This is a genomic window from Bosea sp. PAMC 26642 (assembly GCF_001562255.1).
Taxonomy (GTDB): domain Bacteria; phylum Pseudomonadota; class Alphaproteobacteria; order Rhizobiales; family Beijerinckiaceae; genus Allobosea.
Map to the genome: position 1 here is coordinate 1,610,265 of NZ_CP014301.1, position 22,581 is coordinate 1,632,845.

Genomic DNA, 22,581 nt, shown 5'->3' on the forward strand with positions numbered 1-22,581 from the left:
CGGCGAGCGCCTGAACTACCGCTGGGTCACGGCAAAGATCAACCCAGCGCGTTCCAAGTCGACGGGTTCAGGTTAACACGAGTTGGATCTTGTGGCCCGCTTGCATCGTGGCGGGGCGACGGCAATGGTCCGTCAGAGCCTCAAGCGTTCAGGACCTTGCCATAGGCGTCGAGCACGCTTTCTTTCATCGTCTCCGAGAGGGTCGGGTGCGGGAAGATCGTGTGCATCAGCTCTTCCTCGGTGGTCTCGAGGTTCATCGCCACGACGAAGCCCTGAATCAACTCGGTCACTTCGGCACCAACCATATGCGCGCCCAGAAGCTTGCCGGTCTTGGCATCGAAGATGGTCTTGACCAGGCCTGAATCTTCGCCGAGCGCCACCGCCTTGCCGTTGGCGACGAAGGGGAAGCGACCGACCTTGAGGTCGTGGCCTGCGGCTTTGGCCTTGGCCTCGGTCAGGCCGACGCTGGCGATCTGCGGATGGCAATAGGTGCAGCCCGGGATCATGTTCTTGTCCATCGGGTGCGGGTGCAGACCCTTGATCGCCTCGACGCAGATCACCGCCTCGTGCTCGGCCTTGTGGGCCAGCATCGGCGGGCCGGCGACGTCGCCGATGGCATAGATGCCCTTGACGTTGGTCCGGCAGAAGCCGTCGATCGCGATGAAGCCGCGATCCGTCTTCACGCCCAGCGCCTCCAGCCCGATGTTCTCGACATTGGCGACGACGCCGACCGCCGAGATCATACGATCGGCCGTGACGGTCTGTTTGCCGCCCTTCTCATCCTCGATATGGGCGGTGACGCTGTCAGCGCCCTTCTCGACCTTGGTGACCTTGGCGCCGGTCAGGATCTTCATGCCCTGCTTCTCGAAGGCCTTCCGCGCAAAAGCGCCGATCTCGGCATCCTCGACTGGCACGACCTGCGACATCACCTCGACGACAGTGACCTCGACGCCCATCGTCCGGTAGAACGAGGCGAACTCGATGCCGATCGCGCCCGAGCCCATGACGAGCAGCGATTTCGGCATTTTTGCCGGCACCATCGACTCGAAATAGGTCCAGATGAGCTTGCCGTCCGGCTCGATGCCCGGCAGCGCCCGGGGGCGTGCCCCGGTCGCAACGATGATGTGGTCGGCGGTGTAGCTGCCCTCGCCCTTGGCGTTCTTGGGCGGCGGCACCTGCGGCTGCATCGCCGGCTTCTTGGTCGGCACAACTGAGATCGTGCCGGGCCGGTCCTTGTCTGAAGATTTGGTCAGTGTCGCCTCGCCCCAGATCACGTCGACCTTGTTCTTCTTCATCAGGAACTGGACGCCGTTGTTCATCCGCGCCGCAATGCCTCGCGAACGAGCGACGACAGCCGCCAGATCGGCCTTGAATGAGCCCTCCAGCACCAGGCCGTAATCCTTGGCGTGCTGGCCGTAGTGCAGGATCTCGGCCGAGCGCAGCAACGCCTTGGTCGGAATGCAGCCCCAGTTCGAGCAGATGCCGGCCAGATGCTCGCGCTCGACGATCGCGGTCTTGAAGCCGAGCTGGGCCGCGCGGATGGCGGCGACATAGCCGCCGGGGCCGGAGCCGATGATGATGATGTCGTAGTCAGCCATGGGGTGACGCTCCCGGTCAGCGTGGTATCAGAGGAGATGGCCCGTCGCAGCCTTGACGCAATCGTCGTTGATCGCGGTGAACTGCTTGTCGGCCTCATTGAAAAGCGCATCGAACGCGGCCTTGGGCAGGCGTGGCCCCTCATCCGCGATCTTGTTGAGGTGCCATGCCAGCGTCGTGTAGCGGTCGCGGGCCGGCTGTTCCTGGAAATTGGCCAGGAACGTGCCCAGCGCTCCAAAACGATAGGCCAGACCCTTGAGTTCGACGGCGCTCATGCCCTCGGCTCCTCCCGCTATGTTGGCCGCTTCGGCCTTCAGGCGGAATTCGAAGAACACCGCGATGATGTCCTTGCAACTGCGCAGGCTTTCGGCCCGCAGGACATTCCGTTGAACGCTGTCGATGCTGCGGGCGTAATTGATGTTCTGCAGAACCGACGCCCCCAGCGACATTCCGGCAATGATTAGCGAGACCATGGCCAGGGGATTTCCCCCGGACGAACCGCTGCCAGCGCCCGCCATGGCCCAGTCCTCACACCAGCATCGCCATCGGCTTCTCGATATAACCCTTGAACGCCTGCATCAGCTGCGCACCGAGCGCGCCGTCCACCGCGCGATGGTCGGTCGATAGCGTCACGGACATGATCGTTGCGACCGCCAGTTCGCCCTTCCGGACGATCGCGCGCTGCTCGCCGGCACCGACCGCCAGGATCGTGGCATGCGGCGGGTTCACGATGGCGGCAAAATCCTTGACGCCGAACATGCCGAGATTGCTGACCGCCGTGGTGCCGCCCTGATACTCCTCGGGCTTCAGCTTGCGGTTCTTGGCGCGCGCCGCGAGGTCCTTCATCTCGTTCGAGATCTGGCTCAGCGTCTTGTGGCAGGCGTCCCTGATCACAGGCGTGATCAGGCCGCCAGGAATCGAGACCGCGACGCCGACATCGGCGTGCTTGTGCTTGAGCATGGTGTTTTCGGTCCAGCTCACATTCGCGTCCGGCACGGCACGCAGCGACATCGCCATCGCCTTGATCACCATGTCGTTGACCGACAGCTTGTAGGCCGGCTTGTCGTCGATCTCGGGCGCCGCCGCATTGAGCTCGCCCCGCAGCTTCAGTAGCGCGTCGAGTTCACAGTCGATCGTCAGGTAGAAATGCGGGATGGTCTGCTTGGATTCGAGCAGGCGGCGCGCGATCGTCTTGCGCATCCCGTCATGAGGAATTTCCTCGTACGAACCGGGCGCGAACAGCTTCTTGACGGTCTCGTCGGACATGCCGGCGGCGAGCGGAGCAGCGGCGGGCTTGGCTGCCGATGGCGCACTCGTCTGGGGGGCAGGGGCGCTAGCCTTGGCACCGCCCCCGGCCTTGGCCGCCTCGATGTCCTTTTCGACGATGCGGCCATGCGGGCCCGAGCCCTGAACCTTGCCGAGGTCGAGCCTGGCCTCCTTGGCGAGGCGACGGGCCAGCGGCGAGGCGAAAGGGCGATCACCGCTCGATGCCGGAGCAGTTGCGGCAGCCGGAGGCGCGGCCTCGGCCGGTTTCGTGGCGGCAGGCTCGGCCTTGGAAGCCTCGGCCTTCGGTGCTTCGGCCTTCACAGGAGCCGACACGCTCTTGGCGTCCTCGCCCTCGGCCGCGATCACGCCGATGATCTCGTTGACCGCTACATCGGCCGTGCCGTCCGGCACCAGGATCTTCGCCAGAATGCCCTCATCGACGGCTTCCACTTCCATGGTCGCCTTGTCGGTCTCGATCTCGGCGATGATATCGCCGGACTTGATGGCGTCGCCTTCCTTCTTCAGCCATTTGGCGAGATTGCCCTTCTCCATGGTGGGAGAGAGCGCGGGCATCAGGATGTTGGTTGGCATCGGTGAAGCCCCTTCTCAGCGATAGCAGACGGCTTTGGCCGCCGCGACGACCTCGCCGACATTCGGTAGCGCCAGCTTTTCGAGGTTCGCCGCATAGGGCATCGGCACGTCCTTGCCGGTGACGCGGATGACCGGTGCGTCGAGATAGTCGAACGCCGCCTCCATGATCCTCATGCCGATCTCGGCCGTGACGCCCGACTGCGGGAAGCCTTCCTCGACGGCGACGCAGCGATGCGTCTTCTGCACCGAGGCGATCACCGTCTCGATGTCCATCGGCCGGATCGTCCGCAGATCGATGACCTCCGCCTCGATGCCGTCCTTGGCCAGTGCCTCGGCTGCAGCCAGCGCATAGGTCATGCCGATGCTGAAGGAGACGATGGTGACATCGGTGCCCGGCCGCACGACCTTGGCCTTGCCGATCGGGATCAGGAAATCGTCGCCCTTGGGCACCTCGAACTGGCGGCCGTAGAGGATCTCGTTTTCCAGGAAGATGATCGGGTTGGGATCGCGGATCGCGCTCTTGAGCAGCCCTTTCGCGTCCGAAGCGCTGTAGGGCATCACCACCTTGAGACCGGGCACGTTGGAGTACCAGGCGGCGTAGTCGTGGCTGTGCTGGGCGCCGACACGGGCAGCGGCTCCGTTGGGGCCGCGGAACACGATCGGACACCCCATCTGGCCGCCCGACATGTAAAGCGTCTTGGCAGCCGAGTTGATGATATGGTCGATCGCCTGCATGGCAAAGTTGAAGGTCATGAACTCGACGATCGGCTTCAGGCCCGTCAGCGCCGCGCCGACGCCGATGCCGGCAAAGCCGTGCTCGGTGATCGGGGTGTCGATGACGCGCTTGGCGCCGAATTCCTGCAGCAGCCCCTGCGTGACCTTGTAGGCGCCCTGATATTCGGCGACCTCCTCGCCCATGACGAAGACGTCGCCGTCGCGGCGCATCTCCTCGGCCATGGCGTCGCGCAAGGCCTCGCGCACGGTCATGCTGACGACCTCGGCGCCGGCGGGGAACTCGGACGAGGAATCATAGGACCTCGCCTGCGCCGGCACGGTCATTTCAGGCGCGGTGACGGCGGGGGCATCTGCCGGCAGCACGTCTGCCTTCGCTTCCGGCTCCGGGGCTTTCTCGGGCGCCTTGGCAGCAGGCTTCGATGCCGCGCTGACATCCTCGCCCTCGGCCGCGATCACGCCGATCGGCGTGTTGACAGCAACGTTGTCCGTCCCGTCCGCGATCAGGATCTTGGCCAGGATGCCCTCGTCGACCGCCTCGACCTCCATGGTCGCCTTGTCGGTCTCGATCTCGGCGATGATATCGCCGGCCTTGATCTTGTCGCCTTCGGCTTTCAGCCATTTGGCGAGCTTGCCCTGCTCCATCGTGGGCGAAAGGGCAGGCATGAGAATGTCGATCGGCATGAACACACCCGGATGATCGGAAAACGTCGGACTTGAAACGAAGACGGACGGGCGCCGGATCAGGCGCGCGCCGTCTCCAGCGTGATGTCGGTCCAGAGTTCCGACGGATCGGGCTCGGGATCATGTGTGGCGAATTCGGCGGCGTCGTTGACCATCGCGCGAACCTTGGCGTCGATCGCCTTCAACTCGTCCTCGCCGAGCTTGTGCTCACGAACGAGACGCCCCCTCACCTGCTCGATCGGATCGTGCTCCTCGCGCATACGCTGGACCTCGTCCTTGGAGCGGTACTTGGCCGGGTCGGACATCGAGTGGCCGCGATAGCGGTAGGTCTGCATCTCCAGGATGTAGGGGCCCTTGCCGGTCCGGGCGTGTTCGATGGCACGCGTGGCGGCCTCCCGGACGGCGCGCACATCCATGCCGTCGACCTGCTCGCCGGGAATGCCGAAGGAGAGGCCGCGCTTGGAGAAATCGGTCTGCGCCGAGGCGCGGCTAACCGAGGTTCCCATGGCGTAGCGGTTGTTCTCGATCACGAACACGACCGGCAGCTTCCAGAGCTGGGCCATGTTGAAGCTCTCATAGACCTGGCCCTGATTGGCTGCGCCATCGCCGAAATAGGCGAAGGAGACGCGCCCATCCTCGCGATACCAGTTGGCGAAGCCCAGGCCCGTGCCGAGCGAGACCTGCGCGCCGACGATGCCGTGGCCGCCGTAGAAATTCTTCTCGCGCGAAAACATGTGCATGGACCCGCCCTTGCCGTGCGAGTAGCCACCGCGCCGGCCGGTGAGCTCAGCCATCACGCCGCGCGATTCCATGCCGCAGGCGAGCATATGGCCATGGTCGCGATAGCCGGTAATGGTCTGGTCGCCGTCCTTGGAGGCCATCTGCATACCGATGACAACGGCTTCCTGGCCGATATAGAGATGGCAGAACCCGCCGATCAGACCCATGCCGTACATCTGGCCGGCCTTTTCCTCGAAGCGGCGGATCAGCAGCATCTCGCTATACGCGTGCAGTTCCTCGGCTTTGCTGAAGACCGGCATGTTGCTGAGCGCTTTGGACGGCTCCTTGTCGGCCCCGGACTTCGCCGAAGCGGACTTCGACGGCGCCTTGGCCGCGGCTTTGGTGGCGGGGGCTTTCGTCTTGCGCGCGGCAACGGCCATCGGCGATCCTCCAGGAACAGTTCCCGAAGTTGTAGAGGATCGCAAAACCATTTGCGAGAGAGCCATCTCGCAATGCAGCATTGTCTAAGTTATTGAAATGAATCAATTTCTGTCAATTAACTGGATTTCAGTTAATCGGCGTGTCCGGAACTATTTTGATGGCCGGCTCACGGTCAACGACCCATCAGGATGACATCGTTCCTGTGGACCCGCCCGAGGACGTGCCTGGCATGTTCCTCAAGCAGATCCCGATCGACTGCTTCGTCGCGAACCAGTGCCAACCGCTGCTCCCACTGTCGCCGCTCCACCGACAGGGTTGCAAGCTCCTCCCGCATCTCCTTGAGCGAGTCGCGCAATCCGCCACGCGCCTCGAGACCGCGGGCGCCGTGCTGGGCGTGAAACAGAAAATACGACACCGCCCCGCCCGACACTAGGTAGAGGGCGAGCATGACGAAAACGGATCTGACGCCGCGACGGATGACCATGTCACGAGGCTAGGCCCGGGTGGTTTCTGCGAGGTTAACGAATAGCTGCGGACCTTCGTTAAGGCTGCCGCGGCGAAGGCGTGACCACGAAGGATTCGTCCGGTAGGAGGTTTCCGGACGTCAGCATGGTGGAAAGGTCGCGCTCGAGCCGGGTCGCGACCGGCAGGCGATAGTGCAGCCCATCCCAGAAATTCTCGTCTGCCTGCGTCATCGGCGAGGCGCGGGCATAATCCAGCACGGTTGCCTGGGCCGTCCGCGCGGCGATCTGGCGTATCGAATCCTTGCAGGATTCGAACTGCTGCCAGCCGGCCGAGCCGGTCTGCGGCAGGGCCGCAATGTGGCGCGGTGGCAAGACCAGGATCTTCGTCGCGCCGGGAGGGAGACTGGCCAAGGTGGTTTCGAGCCAATGCAGCGCCGGAAATGTCCACGTTTCACGGACTGCGGCGGTGACTTCGTCAGGTCGGGCGAGCGGTTTGGGCTCCCTGCCGGCGCCGCTATCGCCATAGATATGCGCCCGCGCCCGAGCGAGATCGTATTGCGATTCGGGCGGCGTGAAGACTGCAAAACCATCGTCGCGGAACCGTGACCGGGGGTAGCCGAGGCGGTGCAGCACGACCCGCCAAGCATTTTCGAGCAGGCGTGGCTCGATCGGGTTCTGGAGATCGTTGAGACGGTTGCCGTCATACAGCCAATCGGGAAAACGGCGGCCCGTCAAACGCTTCTGGGGGTGGTCCGCATCCGCCTCGCACCACAGCGGGTCGATACCCCAGACGAGCGCTTTCGGTGCGTCCGCCGATCTGCCGAAGAGCAGAGCCATCCGCATCTGCTCCCACGGCGTCGCCGCATCCATGGCGACGTTGGCAAACCGCATCGCAGCCCGGCTCGACAGAACCTGGGGGTCGATCAATCGCATGGTGGAGGTACCGACGATCGCGGCGTCGAAACGGCGCGAGCGCAGGAGCTGGGGATAAACGAAGCGCTGATTGAGATCGACGAGCGGGCGCGGGGAATCGCCGGGCCCGACGCGCGCGCCGTAAGGATCGACCGCCAAGGAAAAGCCGCCGAGCAGGGTCAGCGCGACCGCCGCGGTGAGAGCGAAACTCTGGACCCACACCATCCATGACGACGCGGCGATCCGATCACCGCGCGAAGCCATGGTGCTTCCCCTTGCGTGCCGACCTGCGTCGATTGGCACGGGCGCGCGGTGTTTTCAACATTGACGCGACTGTCGGCCCTGCTATGTCAGCGCCCCAGTGAGGGCGGGTAGCTCAGTGGTAGAGCACGTGACTTTTAATCATGTGGTCGTGGGTTCGATACCCACCCCGCTCACCACGACCGCCGACCCCGGATACGTTATCCCAGGCGGCGGGCGACAGGGCCGCGATAGGGCGCGCCAGCGCCCGACCGATGCCCGAAGGGGCGATCGCGCAAGCCGCCATCGAGACCGACCGGCGACGGCAGAGTGGTTGCGTAGGGGTCGAGTTCCCAGCAGCGCAGGCGGATCCGCTCGAGCTCGGAGGTCGCGTCGGAACAGGCGCTGAGCTGGCCGCGCTGCCAGAAGGCCTGCGATGGCCCGGGCAGCAGAATCAGGAGCCCGGCACCGATCAGAGCCGCGACCATGGTCTTTGGCATGATACGACGCCTTGCTCCCGAACTCCGTAATGGCCTCAGATCCACCGCATCGTCATTAGGCATGGCGATGCCTTACCAAATCCTTGAGAACGGCAAGATGCCCAACGGAACCGGATACCGGTCCACGGGTAGTGACCGGCAGGCGCTGGTGAATCATGCTGTGCTACGCCAAGGCTGGAGGGACGAACATGCGCGAACCGATCTTGATCCACACCGAAGAAGATTATGAACGCGCGCAGCGCCGCGCCGAGGAGTTGAGCGCCAAGGCCGCCGGAGACGCCGCACTCCATCGCGATGTCGAGGCCGAAATCGCGGCGCTCGCCGAAGCGATGCTCGCCTTCGAGTTGCGGCGCGACGAAGCTCTGGAATGAGCTGTCGGCCGGCTCGGACTGGCCGGCATCAACCCGAACGCGGGCAAAAAGCGAGCGCAAGCAAGCATCGACAGGCGGATTTTTGAGGGATCGAGACGAACCAAGTCACTCCTGACGAGTTGATTTCGCAGTCTGCTCAACGCAGCGACGACAGGAGGAAGTCATGTTCAATCGTCATATCGCATTCGGTCTTCTCGGCTGCACGATGCTTGCGGCGACGGCTGTCGCACAGACCAGCGCGCCATCGCCGGCCGCACCGGGAGCCGCGCCTGCGCCCACTACGGAGACCTCCAAGTCACCCGAAAACAACCTTGCCGGGCAGGGCAAGTGGCGCGCGTCTAAACTGATGGGCGTGGATATCTACGGCCCCGACAACAACAAGGTCGGCGATGTCACCGAGATTCTGTTCGACAAGATGGGCAAGGTCGAGATGGTCACCGTTGGCGTCGGCGGGTTCCTCGGCATCGGCTCGAAGGACGTCGCCATCCCCTTCGAGCAGGTAAGCTGGAGCGACCAGCCGGTGGCCGCCGCAGCGCCAGCCCCCGCGCCGTCTGGCGGAACGGCGGCGCCTGGCGGTATGGCGCCCGCGGCTTCGCCTGCGAATGCCCCCAAGGCGCCGCAGATGTATCCCGACCATGGCAAGATCACCATGACCAAGGACCAGCTGACCTCGGCTCCCGCCGTGACCTACGCCGCCCGCTGACCCGGTCAGGCTGAAATCCCGGATAGATAGACGATCAGATCGGCCCGCCTTCGCATGAGGGCGGGCCGATTGACTGCGCGGCATCCTCCATCTCCGACAGCAACCGAGGGATAGCCTCCGGGAGGTCGTCCGCGATCAGTCCAAACCCGAGATGCTCCCCCGCCTTGCCATGCAGCCAGACCGCAGCACAGGCGGCCTCGAATGCCGGCATACCCTGCGCCAGCAGGCCCGCGATCAGCCCGGCGAGCACGTCGCCGGACCCTGCCGTCGCCAGGGCTGGAGAGCCGGTGGTATTGATCACCGCCTCACCCTCGGGTGCGGCGATAACGGTGTCGGATCCCTTGAGGACGATGACCGCACCGGACACGGCCGCCGCGAGCCTGGCGCGCTCGAGCTTGGAGCTGGCATCGGCGATCTCGGGCCGTTCTCCGAACAGCCGTTTGAACTCGCCCTCATGCGGGGTCAGCACGCAAGGAGCGCCGCGCGCGGCGACGGAGCGGCGCAGCGCCCTTGGCCTGGCGGCGAGCAGCGTCAGCGCGTCGGCGTCGAGAACCGCAGGCACGCGGCTGCGCAGCACGCTGGCCAGCATGGCTCTGGCCTGTGCGTCCAGTCCCAGCGCCGGCCCGGCGAGCACGGCTCCGAGGCGCTTCTCGCCCAGAAGCGTATCCAGCGCCCGGGCGTCGGCGACCGGTCGCTGCATGAGAGCGTCTGGCCCGCGTGCGGCATGAGTTGCCAGCGCCTCGGGACGGCAAGCGATTGTGGCCAGCCCAGCCCCAATCCGAAGCGCCGATCGCGCGCTCAGGCGCGGCGCGCCCACGCTCTCGAGACCACCAGCCGCCACCAGCACGGCGCCGCGCTGGAATTTGTGCGTTTCCGCACTGTGATGCGGCCAGGTTGCACGCCACAGCGCCGGACCATTGCGAAAAGTGCGGGGCTTTGCCTCCGCAAACGCGACCTCCGGCGCAATCCCGATCTGAGCCAGCGTGACGGTGCCGCAAAGCGTCCGGCCGGGCTGGAGCAGATGTCCCGGCTTCAGGCGAAAGAACGTCACGGTCTCGGCTGCGCGCAGCGCAACGCCATCGACACGCCCGCTATCGCCCGACACTCCCGAAGGAACATCGACGGCCAGTACCGGCACGTCCGACTCGTTGACGCGGCAAACCGCGGCCGCGATCTGGCCCGTCAAAGAACGGCTGAGCCCTGCTCCGAACAACGCATCGACGACCAAGGCGTACCGGCTGAGATCGACCGCCTCCAGCAACTCGGCGGGCCCAAGCCAGCGCACCGTCATCTCTGCTGCGACCGACGACGTAGCAGGCCCCCTGGCCGTGCCAGCCAGCGTCACGGCGAAGCCGCGTTCTCGCAGGACCCGAGCCGCCACGAAGCCGTCGCCGCCATTGTCGCCCGGCCCGCACAGCACGAGCACGGCATCGCCCGGCCTAAGCCTCCGTCCCGCGGCATCGGCCACGGCGCGCCCCGCCTGCTCCATCAGCACACTCGCCGGCACGCCGGCCGCGATTGCGGTGCGGTCGGCGGCCGCCATCTCGGCAACGGTCAAAAGCGCTTGCAAATTCCTGTCCGGCAAGTCCATCCAAACATCATCGGCGACAGCAGCGACAACCACAAGCGAATGGCGAAACGCAATAGAATGGCTATGAAATGATCATTTGCTTATTTTATATGCCGTTTCCTGCCTTATCATCGGGCTGCTCTGCCCCTCCTTCCTCATGGCGGGCAAAATGCGCCGATGCTATGAGCAGAAATGGCGGGGTTCTTCATCGCCTTCCACGTCCTCTGGATCGGCCGCGCCGCGGCTCCGGAGAACGGGAGCGGAGGCGATGAAGCTGATGAATGGACCGGGCGATCGCCCCAGGTCCGGCAACGCGCAAGGGAAACAGGTCGGCCGATGAAAAAGATCGAAGCGATCATCAAGCCGTTCAAGCTGGACGAGGTCAAAGAGGCGCTGCAGGAGGTTGGCCTGCAGGGCATCACGGTGCTTGAGGCCAAGGGCTTCGGCCGCCAGAAGGGCCATACCGAACTCTACCGCGGCGCCGAATATGTCGTCGACTTCCTGCCCAAGGTAAAGATCGAGATCGTGCTTGCCGACGAGATGGTCGAAGCCGCCATCGAAGCGATCAAGAAGGCCGCCCAGACCGGTCGGATCGGTGATGGCAAGATTTTTGTATCGACGGTCGAGGGGGCGATCCGTATCCGTACCGGCGAAACCGGCGCGGACGCGATCTAGGGCTGCATCCCCACCCGAGAATTCAGCGTCCCGGTGGTTTGGACACACCGCGGATCAGCGAAGTTTGAGAAACTGCTTGCAAGAGGAATGCTGAGATGAAGAGCGCCAAGGACGTCCTCAAGGCGATCAAGGACAACGATGTCAAATATGTCGATTTCCGCTTCACCGACCCGCGCGGCAAGTGGCAGCATGTGACGTTCGACATCACGATGATCGACGAGGACATCTTCGCCGAAGGCACGATGTTCGACGGCTCTTCGATCGCCGGCTGGAAGGCCATCAACGAATCCGACATGCTGCTGATGCCGGACCCGACGACAGCGGTCATGGACCCGTTCTTCTCGGCGGCCACGATGGTCATCACCTGTGACGTGCTCGAGCCCGCCACTGGCGAGCCCTATGGCCGCGATCCCCGCGGCATGGCCAAGAAGGCCGAGGCCTATCTCAAATCGACCGGCATCGGCGACACCTGCTATGTCGGCCCAGAAGCCGAGTTCTTCGTCTTCGACGACGTCAAGATCGCCGCCGACCCCTACAACACGGGCTTCAAGCTCGACAACGTCGAGCTGCCGACCAACGGCATGACCGAATACGAAGGCGGCAACCTCGGCCACCGCATCGCGACCAAGGGCGGCTATTTCCCCGTCCCGCCGCAGGATTCGGCGCAGGACATGCGCGGCGAGATGCTGGCTGCCATGGCTGCCATGGGCGCCAAGGTCGAGAAGCACCACCACGAGGTCGCTTCCGCCCAGCACGAGCTCGGCCTGAAGTTCGACACGCTGACGCTGATGGCCGACACGATGCAGGTCTACAAATACGCGATCCACAACGTCGCGCAGAGCTACGGCAAGACCGCGACCTTCATGCCCAAGCCGATCTTCGGCGACAACGGCTCCGGCATGCACGTCCACCAGTCGATCTGGAAAAACGGCAAGCCGATCATGGCCGGCAACAAATATGCCGACCTGTCGCAGGAGTGCCTCTGGTATATCGGCGGCATCATCAAGCACGCCAAGTCGCTGAACGCCTTCACCAACCCGTCGACGAACTCCTACAAGCGCCTCGTCCCGGGCTATGAGGCTCCGGTGCTGCTGGCCTATTCGGCCCGCAATCGCTCGGCCTCCTGCCGTATTCCGTGGACGAACTCGCCCAAGGCCAAGCGCGTCGAGGTCCGCTTCCCCGATCCGATGGCGAACCCCTATCTCGCCTTCTCGGCTCTGCTGATGGCAGGCATCGACGGGATCATCAACAAGATCGATCCGGGCCCGGCCATGGACAAGGATCTCTACGACCTGCCCCCGCGCGAGTTGAAGAAGATCCCGACCGTCTGCGGATCGCTGCGCGAAGCGCTCGACAATCTCAAGAAGGACAACGCCTACCTCAAGGCCGGCGGCGTCTTCAACGACGACTTCATCGAGAGCTATATCGAACTGAAGATGCAGGACGTGATGCGTTTCGAAATGACGCCGCACCCGGTCGAGTTCGCCATGTACTATTCCTACTGAGGTTTCGGCTGGCCAAGCGGCCGCCCAGAGCTTCCTCCCGATCGCGACCTGGTCGCGATCCACCTTGACAACCGGGGCGGCGACGCCCCGGTTTTTTGTTGTGAGGAATCATGGGTCAGGATGCGCGATTATGCGCGATCAGTATCTGCGAACCGGAACCGACCGTCTGCGACAGCAGATCGGCCTTGTAGCTGACCAGCGGAGGCGTCAGCCCGATCGACGGCGCCGCGACGATCGCGCGATTCCGGCCAGGCAATAGACCTCGATGCCACGACCGGCACCGTTCGTTGTGAGTATGTCAATATTCGAGACGCTATAGCTGCCCGGCCGAACCTGCAGCGGCTTGCCGGCCACGCGTGCTGCTTCGATCGCAGCACCGATCGTCGTGCTGGTGAAACCGGCAAGCGGTGGCGTCGCAGGATCGGCCACGACGACGATGTCAAAAATTCGATATCCAAGGCATGTCGCTGCACTGGACAGGTGGGGGAAAAGTTTGGGCGCGCTGTTTCGGATCAGGGATTTGGCGATCAAGGCACTCGTTCGGCGTCAATGGGCCGGCTTGCGGGGCTCATCGCCGCGCCTTGCCGTCGTGCCGCACGAGCATGTCGGGCTCGCCGTCCTGACGAACGGGCTTTACGAGCGTGAGGAACTCGACTGCCTCTCGGCGCTGATTCGCGAACACCGTCTCGGCAGCGGCACCTGCCTCGACATCGGCGCCAACATCGGCAACCACGCGGTGATCTGGTCACGGCTGTTCGAGCACGTCGTCTGCTTCGAACCCAACCCCCATATGGTCGCGGTGCTGCGCGCCAATCTCACCCTCAATGAATGCAGCAATGTCCGTGTCGTCGATGCCGGGCTCGGCACCAGTGACGCGGAGCTACCGTTCTCGTTTCATGAAGCCGGCAATGACGGCACCGGCACCTTTGCCAAGGAGGCGGGCGAACGGACTTTGCCGGTGCGGCATGGCGACCGCCTCATTGCCGAACTGGGGCTTGAAGCCGCGATCACCTTCGTCAAATGCGATGTCGAAGGCTTCGAGCAATCCGTGTTCGAGGGGCTGGCGCTGACCCTGACCCAGGCGCGGCCGGTTATCGCTTTCGAGAGCAATTCAGCCGAACTCGGCAATCCGGTCTGGCATCTTCTGCAGAGCTTCGGATACGACCGTCTCTACGCGCTGCAGCACACGGCGCAGAATCAGCCGCCCCTTGTCCGGGAGTTCGTCCGGCTTGCACGGGGTCATCGCTGCTGGCTTGAACAGGTCGACGCGGCTCCAACCCATGCCGTCAATCTCGTGGCTACGGCCAAGCTCCCCGTCTGAGCTTTTTAGGCCGCCAGGCTCTCGGTGGCGCCATAGCTGCGCCGCAGCATTTCGAGATGGCGCGCCAGTGTCGGTGGGTCGGCCCAGTAGGTCTCATAGGCCGCGAGACCAAGCCTGCGGACATACGCGTCGTCTTGCAGGGCCACCAAGGCCTCCGTCAGGGCCCCGACATCGAGCGACGGCAGGAGAACTCCGTCGATGCCGTCCCGAACACGTCCGGCGGCGCCCGTCCTCTGCGACAACACTGCGGGAACGCCCTGCGCCATGGCCTCGACGACCGTCAGGGGCCCGGTCTCGTACCAGAGCGAAGGTGCAACGAGGCAGCGAGCCGCGCGCAGTTCGGGCAGCAAGCTTTTTGGGTCAAGCCAGCCTGTGATCTCGGCGGCTGGATTGAGCTTGACGATCTGTGCCTTGATATCGCTTTCTCCATCGCCGACGAAACGCAAAGGCAGCCCAGCCTTATAAGCCGCCTCAGCTAACAGCAGCACGCCCTTCTCCTGCGTCAGCCGTCCAACAAACAGCGTATGGCTATTGCCCGCCACCTCCACTGGCGGGCTCTTCTGCGCTTCCATCATGTTCTCGACCACGACATGACGCCCCTGCTTCGGCAGGAAGGGTTCGGCGAAGCGCCGTGCGAATTCGCTGACATGGATGAAGAGCGGCGCCTTGAGGCTGCGCATCGCCTCGTCTGAGCGCCACTGCCGGGCGACTCGCACCAGCTTATGGGCATAGGATGCGCGGTCGCAATTGCTTGCGATGCAGCCGACTGACATCGGCTGGCGCTTGCAGGGTGCGCCGGCCTTGAAGTCGAAATAGCCGCCTACGGGACAAAACGAGAAATAGTCGTGCATGGTGATCGCGACGGGCAGCCCGCTCTCGCCAGCTGCCGCAATCGCGGCCGGGCTGAAGGCCTTGGTCCATTGATGCAGATGCACCAGCGTTCCGGCCGGCTGGCGCGACAGCAGCGCGCTCAGGAAGGCATGGGCCGGGGCATTCCAGATTCCCTGCCGAGCAGCCGCAAACTTGCTGCCGACCTTCCAGATCTCGTCGCCGCGGAACATCTCGACCTGGATACGCGGGTGATCGAGTCGGTTCGAGACCGGTCCGATTCCGCAGGCCAGAACGATATCGACACCCGCCTCGGCCAGGCCGCGGGCGCTTTCGATCGCGACCTTGGCCGCGCCGCCGTTGACGGATGCAAAGTCGCTGATGATGACGACGCGCATGGCGAAGATTCTCCGCCGAAAAGCGTAAAAGGCAATCGTTGATTTTTTACGTAAGTGGCGCTGTTCGCGTTCAGCGAAGCGACAGGATGACCACCGCCAAAGCGACGGCGACGCCCAGGATCGGAGCGAGAAGCGCGCGCGTAAAGACCGCAAGCCGCCAGCCTGGCACCGCAGCCGCTTCCTCATGCCCGAAGGCTTCGCCCGCGAGGCGCGCGACTCGTTGCAGGCCCGCCACTCTCATGCTTGGCACAATACGACCAGACGCCACGACACCCTCCCCCGTTTTCGACCGATCATAGCAGTCCGCCGCCTGCCGCCCAGCCCTTCGATCGTCGCAGCCCTTCGCCGATGCGCAGGTTGATACGGTCTGAAAGTCCGATTCCATTGCACTGAGTAGCCAATCTGCATGTCTGCGGGATGACGGGATCTCGACCTCGCGGGTTTCCTCGCGATGCCCTTGGCTGTAGGAAGTGCCGCAGCGCGTCATGGTGGCATCTGCACTAGGATTTGTCGTCGCGAATCAGGGGGCCTGCGGACACGATGGCGGAGAACGGCGATCTTTTCGGCGCTGACCCCGAGCGGCCGGCAGCCGCCGTGCCGCGGGCTGTCGCGCCAGGGCCGGCACCGGCCAGAACGGACGCCGCCACAGGTGCCGTCCGGCGGCCGGGCACCGTCTCGACAGAGGTGAGGCTTGCCCAGCCCGCCGCGCCGACCCCGCCGCGCAACGGCACCTTGTCGGAGGCCGGCTACGACGCCTCCGCCATCGAGGTGCTGGAAGGGTTGGAGCCGGTCCGCCGCCGTCCGGGCATGTATATCGGCGGAACCGACGAGCGCGCGTTGCACCATCTCTTCGCCGAGGTGATCGACAACGCCATGGACGAGGCGGTGGCGGGCCACGCCACCTTCATCGATGTCGAGATTCTCGATGACGGCTCGATCGCCGTCACCGATAATGGCCGCGGCATCCCGGTCGACCCGCACCCGAAATTCCCCGGAAAATCGGCGCTCGAAGTCATCATGACGACGTTGCACGCCGGCGGAAAATTCGATTCCAAGGCTTATGAGACCTCGGGCGGCCTGCACGGCGTCGGCGTCTCGGTCGTCAATGCGCTCTCCGACGCGCTCGAGGTCGAGGTCGCGCGCGGCAAGACGCTCTACCGTCAGCATTTTTCGCGTGGCCTGCCGCTGGGGCCGCTGGAGACGGTCGGCCCCGTCGCCAACCGGCGTGGCACCCGCGTGCGTTTCCATCCCGACGCGCAGATCTTTGGCGAGGGCGCGCACTTCGTGCCGTCACGCCTGTTCCGCATGGCGCGCTCGAAAGCCTATCTCTTCGGCGGCGTCGAAATCCGCTGGCACTGCGCCCCTGCCCTACTGAAGCCCGAAGGCGATGTAGCAGCCGAGGCCGTGTTCCGTTTCCCGGGGGGCTTGCGCGACTATCTCGGCCGCGAGATCGAGGGCAAGGACCTCGTCGCCGAACCGATCTTCTCGGGCAAGATCACGAAAGAGGGCAGCCACGGCTCGCTCGAATGGGCGATCGCCTGGCTCGCAACCGGCGAGGACGGCTTCTCGTCCTCCTATTGCAACACGATTCCGACGCCCGAAGGCGGCACCCATGAAGCCGGGTTGAGGATCGCCCTGCTGCGGGGTCTGCGCGACCACGCCGAGCGCATCGGCCAGTCCAAGCGCATGGCGCAGGTGACCTCCGACGACGTGATGGCGACTTGCGCCGCCATGCTTTCGGTCTTCATTCGAGAGCCTGAATTCCAGGGCCAGACCAAGGACAAGCTCGCGACGCTTGAAGCCTCGCGCATCGTCGAGAACGCGGTTCGCGACGCATTCGACCATTGGCTGGCCGCCGCGCCGCAACAAGCATTGAAGCTGCTCGACTGGTCGGTCGACCGGGCCGAGGAGCGCCTGCGCCGCCGCCTCGAGAAGGAGGTCTCGCGCAAGACCGCCACTCGCAAGCTGCGCCTGCCGGGCAAGCTCGCCGATTGCAGCAATGCCGGCGCGGCGGGCTCGGAAATCTTCATCGTCGAGGGCGATTCGGCTGGCGGCTCCGCCAAGCAGGCGCGCAACCGCGCGACGCAGGCCATTCTTCCCCTGCGCGGGAAAATCCTCAACGTCGCCAATGCGACGCGCGAGAAGATGAACCAGAACCAGCAGCTCGCCGACCTGATCCTGGCGCTGGGTTGCGGCATCGGCACCCAGTTTCGCGAGGACGACCTGCGCTACGAAAAGGTCATCGTGATGACCGACGCCGATGTCGATGGCGCCCATATCGCCTCGCTGCTGGTGACTTTCTTCTGGCGCCAGATGCCGCGCCTGATCGAGAAGGGGCATCTTTATCTCTCGATCCCGCCCCTCTACCGGCTCCGCCACGGCGGCAAGAGCATCTATGCGCGCAACGACGCCCATAAGGACGAGCTGATGGCTACGGTCTTCAAGGGCAAGAAGCCCGAGATCGGCCGCTTCAAGGGTCTCGGCGAGATGATGCCGGCCGAGCTCAAGGAGACCACGATGGACCCGGCGAAACGCATCCTGCTCAAGGTCATGGTCGATCACGAGGCCCGCGACGAGACCTCGGACACGGTCGAGCGGCTGATGGGCAACAAGCCCGAGGCGCGCTTCATCTTCATCCAGGAGCGGGCAGCCTTCGCCGGCGAACTGATCGATCTGTGAGGCAGCGGGTCCTGCCGCCACCGCAACGCTTCGCTAACCATCCCTTTACTGCCCAGGCCGCATGGTGACGCAGGGACCGGCTTGCGCCCGACAAGGATGGAGCGCCCGATGCGGCTGATCGAACTGTTCTGGAAGAACGAGCGCGGCACCATGGTCGCCGACATCGCCAAGGCCGGAGCCGCGATCGCCTTTCTCTCGGTCGTCGCCGCCAATTTCGTCTCGAGCCGGACAACCAATCTCGATCAGGAGCGTCTGGGCCAGGTCGCCTCGGCAGCGTCCCGGGGCCAGGCCATCGACCCCCTCGTCACAGGCTCGATCCTGAAACGCGCCAACGAGACCAAACTCGACCCCTGCGTCGTCCAGCGCTGAGCCCTCAGCCCTCAGCCCAACCAGCGAAGCAGTTCCCGCGTTACCGCATCAGGCGCCTCCAGCGTCGAGAGATGACCACAGCCGGGAACGATGACAAGCTTGGCATTGGCTCCGATCCCCTGAACGATCTCGCGCGCCTCGGTCGGCGGCGTCAGCGCGTCCTCCTCGCCGACCAGCACCAGCGTCGGCACCGCGATCGTCGCCAATCCCGGCCGCGAATCCGGCCGGCCCATGATCGCGCGTTGCTGGCGCACGAAGCCTTCCGCGCCGACGTCGTCCGCCATCGCCCGCACAGTCAGCCGCAGGGACTCGTCGGCGAGCCGGTCCGGCGCGACAAGCTTTTGCCAGAGCAGCGTGGTGACGTTGTCGAAAGCGCCCTTCTGCGCCAGCGCGATCATCTGCTCCCGCGGCCCATTGGTCTCCGGCGTGGCGGGCTTGGCACTGGTGTTGAGCAGGGTAAGCCGCATCACCCGCTCCGGCGCCTGGCGCATCACCTCGAAGGCGATATAGCCGCCCATCGACAGGCCGCAGAGCGCAAAACGGTCAGGCGCCGCCGCCAGCAGCCGCGCGGCGATACCTTCCAGCGTCTCGTCGCTCGTATGGTCGGCGACCAGTATCGAACGTCCATGTGCCAGATGCGGCCATTGCGGGCCATAGAGCGCAGCCGAGCAATTCAGGCCCGGGACCAGCACGAGCGCTTCCGTCATGGCGGGTATCCCTCGCAGTTCGCTGGTTTATTGACTTCGCCGCGCTTTTTCTGCATTGCACGAGGGTCCGAAGGCGCGCTGGAAAGAGATGTCGCGCCACCGTGCCGGTTGATAGGTCATCCCGCCACGAGTAACCGACCCTTGAAGAAGCGCAACACTCTATGTCATTTGCCGAACTCGGCCTGAGCGAAAAGGTTCTGACGGCCGTCACGACCGCAGGCTACACCACGCCCACCCCCATCCAGGCCCAGGCCATCCCCCATGTCCTGGCCCGTCGCGACGTTCTCGGCATCGCCCAGACCGGCACCGGCAAGACCGCGGCCTTTACCCTCCCGATGCTGACGATACTGGAGAACGGCCGCGCCAGAGCGCGTATGCCGCGCACCCTGATCCTGGAACCGACCCGCGAGCTTGCTGCCCAGGTCGAGGAGAATTTCTCGCGCTACGGCGTCAACCAGAAGCTCTCAGTTGCGCTGCTGATCGGCGGCGTCTCCTTCGGCGACCAGGATGCCAAGATCACGCGGGGCGTCGATGTGCTGATCGCGACGCCGGGCCGCCTGCTCGACCATGTCGAACGTGGCAAGCTGCTGCTGACCGGCGTCGAACTCCTCGTCATCGACGAGGCCGACCGGATGCTCGACATGGGCTTCATCCCCGACATCGAGCGGGTCTGCAAGCTGGTGCCCTTCACACGCCAGACGTTGTTCTTCACCGCGACGATGCCACCCGAGATCACGCGCATCAGCGAGCAGTTCCTGCACAATCCGGTCCGCATCGAGGCTTCGCGCCCGGCCACCGCCGCGACCACGATTACCCAGCGTCTGATCGCCTCGAACGGACAGGATTTCGAGAAGCGCGATACGCTGCGCAAGTTGATCAAGGACGCCAAGGACCTGCAGAACGCGATCGTCTTCTGCAACCGCAAGCGCGATGTCGCGACCCTGCACAAATCGCTGCAGTCGCATGGTCTTCCCGCCGTGTCGCTCCACGGCGACATGGACCAGTATGCCCGCATGGCCGCGCTCGAATCCTTCCGCACCGGCGAGATGCCGATCCTGGTGGCCAGCGACGTCGCTGCGCGCGGCCTCGACATCCCCGCCGTCAGCCACGTCTTCAACTACGACGTGCCGACCCATGCCGAGGATTACGTCCACCGCATCGGCCGGACCGGCCGCGCCGGTCGCGAAGGCGCATCCTTCACCATCGTCACCCGTCATGACGAGAAACTGGTTGCCGCCATCGAGAAGCTGATGGGCCAGCCCATCGCCTGGGAAGGCGGCGGCATCGACACGCTTCCGCCCGGTGCGCCGCGCGAGGAGCGCTCTGGCGGCAGAGGCGGGCGCGGTGACGAGCGCCGCCCGGCGCGTGGCGGCGAGCGCGGCCGCGGGCGCCCCGAGCGTGGGCCCCGTGCCGAGCCCGAGACCCCGACGCGCGCGGTCAAGGTCGAGCGTCCTGCGTCCGAGGAGGAGGCCGCGCCACGTCGTCGCCGCGCCAAGGCGGACGGACCGACCAGGACCAAGATCCGTGGCGAGGTCGCCGCGGCGCCAGCCGCCAAGCCCGAGCAGACACCCGAGCCGCGTGCTGCCAGGACGAAGGCACCCGCGCCCGAGACCCGTCCCCCGCGGCCCGAGCGCACGCATGAGCCCCGCCGTCGCGACGACGACGATGGCCCGAAGGTCAAGGGCCTTGGCGACCACGTCCCTGCCTTCCTGCTGAGGCCCGTCCGCGTCGGCTGACGCAGGGTCATCAACCTGATCTTAACCCGTCCTCGGCAGAATGCTCGCGCGGTTGCAATCGGATTGCGGCCGCGAACGGGCGCATGCCGCCGTTGAGACGGACAGGATGTCCCGCTTCGATTCACGATCGAAGCTGTCATGGTTGACGCCATGAATCGGCTTCCTGTCCGGATTGTCGATGGCGATGAGCGAAGAAGCGCAGAGTACGTCCCCGGCATACGACCTTGCCGACAGTGTCGTTGCCGCAATGCGCGTGCATGGTTCTCCGAGCTATCCCCGCGCCTTCGAGGTCTGGTACGCGCATCTGAGCGGTGAAATGCCCGCCGTGAGCATGGCGATGAACGCCATCATCACCGGCAGCGAAGGCGGCAAGGTCGGCGCAGCCGACATCGACAGCCTCTACGAGCGCTTCATCGGCACGGAGCGGCTGGCACGCCAGACCGAACGCACCAGCCTGCAGGTACTGGGCGAGATCGACAGCCTGATGAGCCTGGTCGATCAGTCACTCAATTCCAGCGAGCGCTATCATGGCCGCCTGACCGCGATGTCGGACGACGTGCCCCAGCCCGCCGACCGGCAGAAGCTGCGCGAATGGGTCGAAGCGCTGGTCATGTCGACCCGCGAGGAGGTCATCCGCAAGACCCAGCTCGAGACGCAACTGCGCGACAGTGCCAACGAAATCCGCAATCTGCGCGAAGCGCTCGAATCGACCCGTGCCGAAGCGCTGACCGATCCGCTGACCGGACTCGCCAACCGCCGCCATTTCGAAGAAATGCTGCAGAAATCGATCGATCAGGCCACACTTCGCCGCGAGCCCTTTGCACTGGTGATGGCCGATATCGACTTCTTCAAGAAGTTCAACGACGCCCATGGCCATCTCACCGGCGACCAGGTTCTGCGACTCGTGGCGCGAACCATGAAGGACAAATTCAAGGACAAGGCGGTGATCACACGCTTCGGCGGCGAGGAATTCGCCATCATCCTGCCGGAAGCCGATCTCATCGCCGGCAAGTTTGGTGCCGAGACCGTGCGTCAGGCGCTGCTGACGCGAGAGCTGATCAAACGCTCCACGAACGAGAATCTAGGACGCATCACCATTTCGCTGGGCGTTGCCAGTTATCATCGGGGCGATACTGCAAGTTCGCTGGTGGATCGTGCCGATCAGTCCCTGATGCAGGCCAAGCGCGACGGCCGCAACCGCACCGTCACGGAAGACGCGCTCGAACTGGCGAGGCGCGTCGCCTGACCGGCCGCACGACGCGCCGGGCCGCAGCCAGGGCAAGCGCGGTCCAGGCGCGCAGCGCTTCTCCATCGTCGAACGCCTCATCCGGCAGCCGCCAGTAGCTCATCGCGAATGGCTCGCCGTTCCGGCTGTAGGTGAAAGGCGCAGCTCCGACTGCCACGAAGTGGCTCTCGGTTTGCGTATCGACCTTCAGGTAAATCTCGCCGCCGGCTTCCAGCGCAAACATGGTCTCGCCGTCATAGATGCCGTGGCCGCCGAACATACGGCGCACCCGAACCGGCATGATCTCCGCGAAAACCTCGCGGATACCGTCGGCGTCCATCGCCGCGC

The 22,581-nt window shown here is 64.8% G+C and carries 23 protein-coding genes and 1 tRNA gene; 10 read left to right on the forward strand and 14 right to left on the reverse strand.

Annotated features, from left to right (window positions below; genetic code table 11):
• Positions 1 to 140: 140 nt before the first annotated feature.
• The 7 genes from lpdA to AXW83_RS07575 all read right to left on the reverse strand — a co-directional run bounded on the left by lpdA (position 141) and on the right by AXW83_RS07575 (position 7,670).
• Positions 141 to 1,598 carry a dihydrolipoyl dehydrogenase gene (gene lpdA / locus AXW83_RS07545; protein WP_066612006.1) on the reverse strand — a complete coding sequence of 486 codons (1,458 nt, stop codon included), beginning with the start codon at positions 1,596 to 1,598 and terminating at the stop codon, positions 141 to 143.
• A gap of 27 nt (positions 1,599 to 1,625) precedes the next feature.
• Entirely contained in the window at positions 1,626 to 2,069 is a 444-nt protein-coding gene (locus AXW83_RS07550) for a hypothetical protein (RefSeq protein ID WP_066612007.1), read from the reverse strand.
• A gap of 55 nt (positions 2,070 to 2,124) precedes the next feature.
• Positions 2,125 to 3,453 carry a pyruvate dehydrogenase complex dihydrolipoamide acetyltransferase gene (locus AXW83_RS07555; RefSeq protein ID WP_066612011.1) on the reverse strand — a complete coding sequence of 443 codons (1,329 nt, stop codon included), beginning with the start codon at positions 3,451 to 3,453 and terminating at the stop codon, positions 2,125 to 2,127.
• 15 nt (positions 3,454 to 3,468) lie between these two features.
• On the reverse strand, positions 3,469 to 4,869 hold the full coding sequence (locus tag AXW83_RS07560) for a pyruvate dehydrogenase complex E1 component subunit beta (protein ID WP_066620057.1): 1,401 nt from the start codon (positions 4,867 to 4,869) through the stop codon (positions 3,469 to 3,471).
• A gap of 59 nt (positions 4,870 to 4,928) precedes the next feature.
• Positions 4,929 to 6,029, reverse strand: coding sequence for a pyruvate dehydrogenase (acetyl-transferring) E1 component subunit alpha (pdhA, locus tag AXW83_RS07565; RefSeq protein ID WP_082767000.1), 1,101 nt, complete (start codon positions 6,027 to 6,029; stop codon positions 4,929 to 4,931).
• Between the two features lie 173 nt (positions 6,030 to 6,202).
• Positions 6,203 to 6,478, reverse strand: a complete 276-nt coding sequence (locus AXW83_RS07570) for an FtsB family cell division protein (protein ID WP_236841856.1) — start codon at positions 6,476 to 6,478, stop codon at positions 6,203 to 6,205.
• Positions 6,479 to 6,572: 94 nt separating this feature from the next.
• Complete coding sequence (locus AXW83_RS07575) at positions 6,573 to 7,670, reverse strand: hypothetical protein (RefSeq protein WP_156639857.1); 1,098 nt, start codon at positions 7,668 to 7,670, stop codon at positions 6,573 to 6,575.
• A gap of 101 nt (positions 7,671 to 7,771) precedes the next feature.
• On the opposite strand from AXW83_RS07575, the gene AXW83_RS07580 reads away from it, so the two are divergent.
• Positions 7,772 to 7,846 (forward strand) — tRNA-Lys (locus tag AXW83_RS07580).
• A gap of 21 nt (positions 7,847 to 7,867) precedes the next feature.
• Here AXW83_RS07580 and AXW83_RS07585 read toward each other — a convergent pair.
• Complete coding sequence (locus AXW83_RS07585; protein ID WP_156639859.1) at positions 7,868 to 8,146, reverse strand: hypothetical protein; 279 nt, start codon at positions 8,144 to 8,146, stop codon at positions 7,868 to 7,870.
• A gap of 188 nt (positions 8,147 to 8,334) precedes the next feature.
• On the opposite strand from AXW83_RS07585, the gene AXW83_RS07590 reads away from it, so the two are divergent.
• A complete protein-coding gene (locus AXW83_RS07590) occupies positions 8,335 to 8,517 on the forward strand; it encodes a hypothetical protein (protein WP_066612021.1) in 183 nt (60 codons plus the stop codon).
• Between the two features lie 163 nt (positions 8,518 to 8,680).
• Positions 8,681 to 9,220, forward strand: a complete 540-nt coding sequence (locus AXW83_RS07595; RefSeq protein WP_066612022.1) for a PRC-barrel domain-containing protein — start codon at positions 8,681 to 8,683, stop codon at positions 9,218 to 9,220.
• 34 nt (positions 9,221 to 9,254) lie between these two features.
• Here AXW83_RS07595 and AXW83_RS07600 read toward each other — a convergent pair whose 3' ends face one another.
• Positions 9,255 to 10,790: an NAD(P)H-hydrate dehydratase gene (locus AXW83_RS07600; protein WP_335339342.1), complete on the reverse strand. Its 1,536-nt coding sequence runs from the start codon at positions 10,788 to 10,790 to the stop codon at positions 9,255 to 9,257.
• Between the two features lie 336 nt (positions 10,791 to 11,126).
• Here AXW83_RS07600 and AXW83_RS07605 point away from each other — a divergent pair, with 336 nt between their 5' ends.
• Together AXW83_RS07605 and glnA are read left to right on the forward strand one after the other, a co-directional pair.
• The gene (locus AXW83_RS07605; RefSeq protein ID WP_066620066.1) at positions 11,127 to 11,465 is read left to right on the forward strand and encodes a P-II family nitrogen regulator; all 339 of its coding nucleotides are present in this window, start codon (positions 11,127 to 11,129) and stop codon (positions 11,463 to 11,465) included.
• A 95-nt stretch (positions 11,466 to 11,560) separates the two neighbouring features.
• On the forward strand, positions 11,561 to 12,970 hold the full coding sequence (gene glnA, locus AXW83_RS07610; protein ID WP_066612026.1) for a type I glutamate--ammonia ligase: 1,410 nt from the start codon (positions 11,561 to 11,563) through the stop codon (positions 12,968 to 12,970).
• Positions 12,971 to 13,177: 207 nt separating this feature from the next.
• Here glnA and AXW83_RS27010 read toward each other — a convergent pair whose 3' ends face one another.
• The gene (locus AXW83_RS27010) at positions 13,178 to 13,501 is read right to left on the reverse strand and encodes a hypothetical protein (protein WP_168166070.1); all 324 of its coding nucleotides are present in this window, start codon (positions 13,499 to 13,501) and stop codon (positions 13,178 to 13,180) included.
• On the opposite strand from AXW83_RS27010, the gene AXW83_RS07615 reads away from it, so the two are divergent.
• Positions 13,491 to 14,291: an FkbM family methyltransferase gene (locus tag AXW83_RS07615; protein ID WP_168166071.1), complete on the forward strand. Its 801-nt coding sequence runs from the start codon at positions 13,491 to 13,493 to the stop codon at positions 14,289 to 14,291. The genes AXW83_RS27010 and AXW83_RS07615 overlap by 11 nt on opposite strands.
• A 5-nt stretch (positions 14,292 to 14,296) precedes the next feature.
• Here AXW83_RS07615 and AXW83_RS07620 read toward each other — a convergent pair whose 3' ends face one another.
• Both AXW83_RS07620 and AXW83_RS27490 read right to left on the reverse strand, forming a co-directional pair.
• Positions 14,297 to 15,517, reverse strand: coding sequence for a glycosyltransferase family 4 protein (locus AXW83_RS07620; RefSeq protein WP_066612030.1), 1,221 nt, complete (start codon positions 15,515 to 15,517; stop codon positions 14,297 to 14,299).
• A gap of 70 nt (positions 15,518 to 15,587) precedes the next feature.
• Positions 15,588 to 15,758 (reverse strand): hypothetical protein, encoded by a 171-nt coding sequence (locus AXW83_RS27490; RefSeq protein WP_168166072.1) that lies wholly within the window; start codon positions 15,756 to 15,758, stop codon positions 15,588 to 15,590.
• Between the two features lie 299 nt (positions 15,759 to 16,057).
• Between AXW83_RS27490 and parE the strand changes: the two genes are divergently transcribed.
• Positions 16,058 to 18,196, forward strand: a complete 2,139-nt coding sequence (gene parE, locus AXW83_RS07625; RefSeq protein ID WP_082767003.1) for a DNA topoisomerase IV subunit B — start codon at positions 16,058 to 16,060, stop codon at positions 18,194 to 18,196.
• A 108-nt stretch (positions 18,197 to 18,304) separates the two neighbouring features.
• Positions 18,305 to 18,565, forward strand: coding sequence for a hypothetical protein (locus AXW83_RS07630; protein WP_066612032.1), 261 nt, complete (start codon positions 18,305 to 18,307; stop codon positions 18,563 to 18,565).
• Between the two features lie 11 nt (positions 18,566 to 18,576).
• On the opposite strand, the gene AXW83_RS07635 is transcribed toward AXW83_RS07630, so the two are convergent.
• Positions 18,577 to 19,272: an alpha/beta fold hydrolase gene (locus tag AXW83_RS07635; protein WP_066612034.1), complete on the reverse strand. Its 696-nt coding sequence runs from the start codon at positions 19,270 to 19,272 to the stop codon at positions 18,577 to 18,579.
• Positions 19,273 to 19,433: 161 nt separating this feature from the next.
• On the opposite strand from AXW83_RS07635, the gene AXW83_RS07640 reads away from it, so the two are divergent.
• Positions 19,434 to 21,008, forward strand: a complete 1,575-nt coding sequence (locus tag AXW83_RS07640) for a DEAD/DEAH box helicase (protein WP_066612035.1) — start codon at positions 19,434 to 19,436, stop codon at positions 21,006 to 21,008.
• A 178-nt stretch (positions 21,009 to 21,186) separates the two neighbouring features.
• Complete coding sequence (locus tag AXW83_RS07645; RefSeq protein ID WP_066612036.1) at positions 21,187 to 22,254, forward strand: GGDEF domain-containing protein; 1,068 nt, start codon at positions 21,187 to 21,189, stop codon at positions 22,252 to 22,254.
• On the opposite strand, the gene AXW83_RS07650 is transcribed toward AXW83_RS07645, so the two are convergent.
• Positions 22,214 to 22,573: a TfoX/Sxy family protein gene (locus tag AXW83_RS07650; RefSeq protein WP_066612037.1), complete on the reverse strand. Its 360-nt coding sequence runs from the start codon at positions 22,571 to 22,573 to the stop codon at positions 22,214 to 22,216. The genes AXW83_RS07645 and AXW83_RS07650 overlap by 41 nt on opposite strands.
• Positions 22,574 to 22,581: the final 8 nt, after the last annotated feature.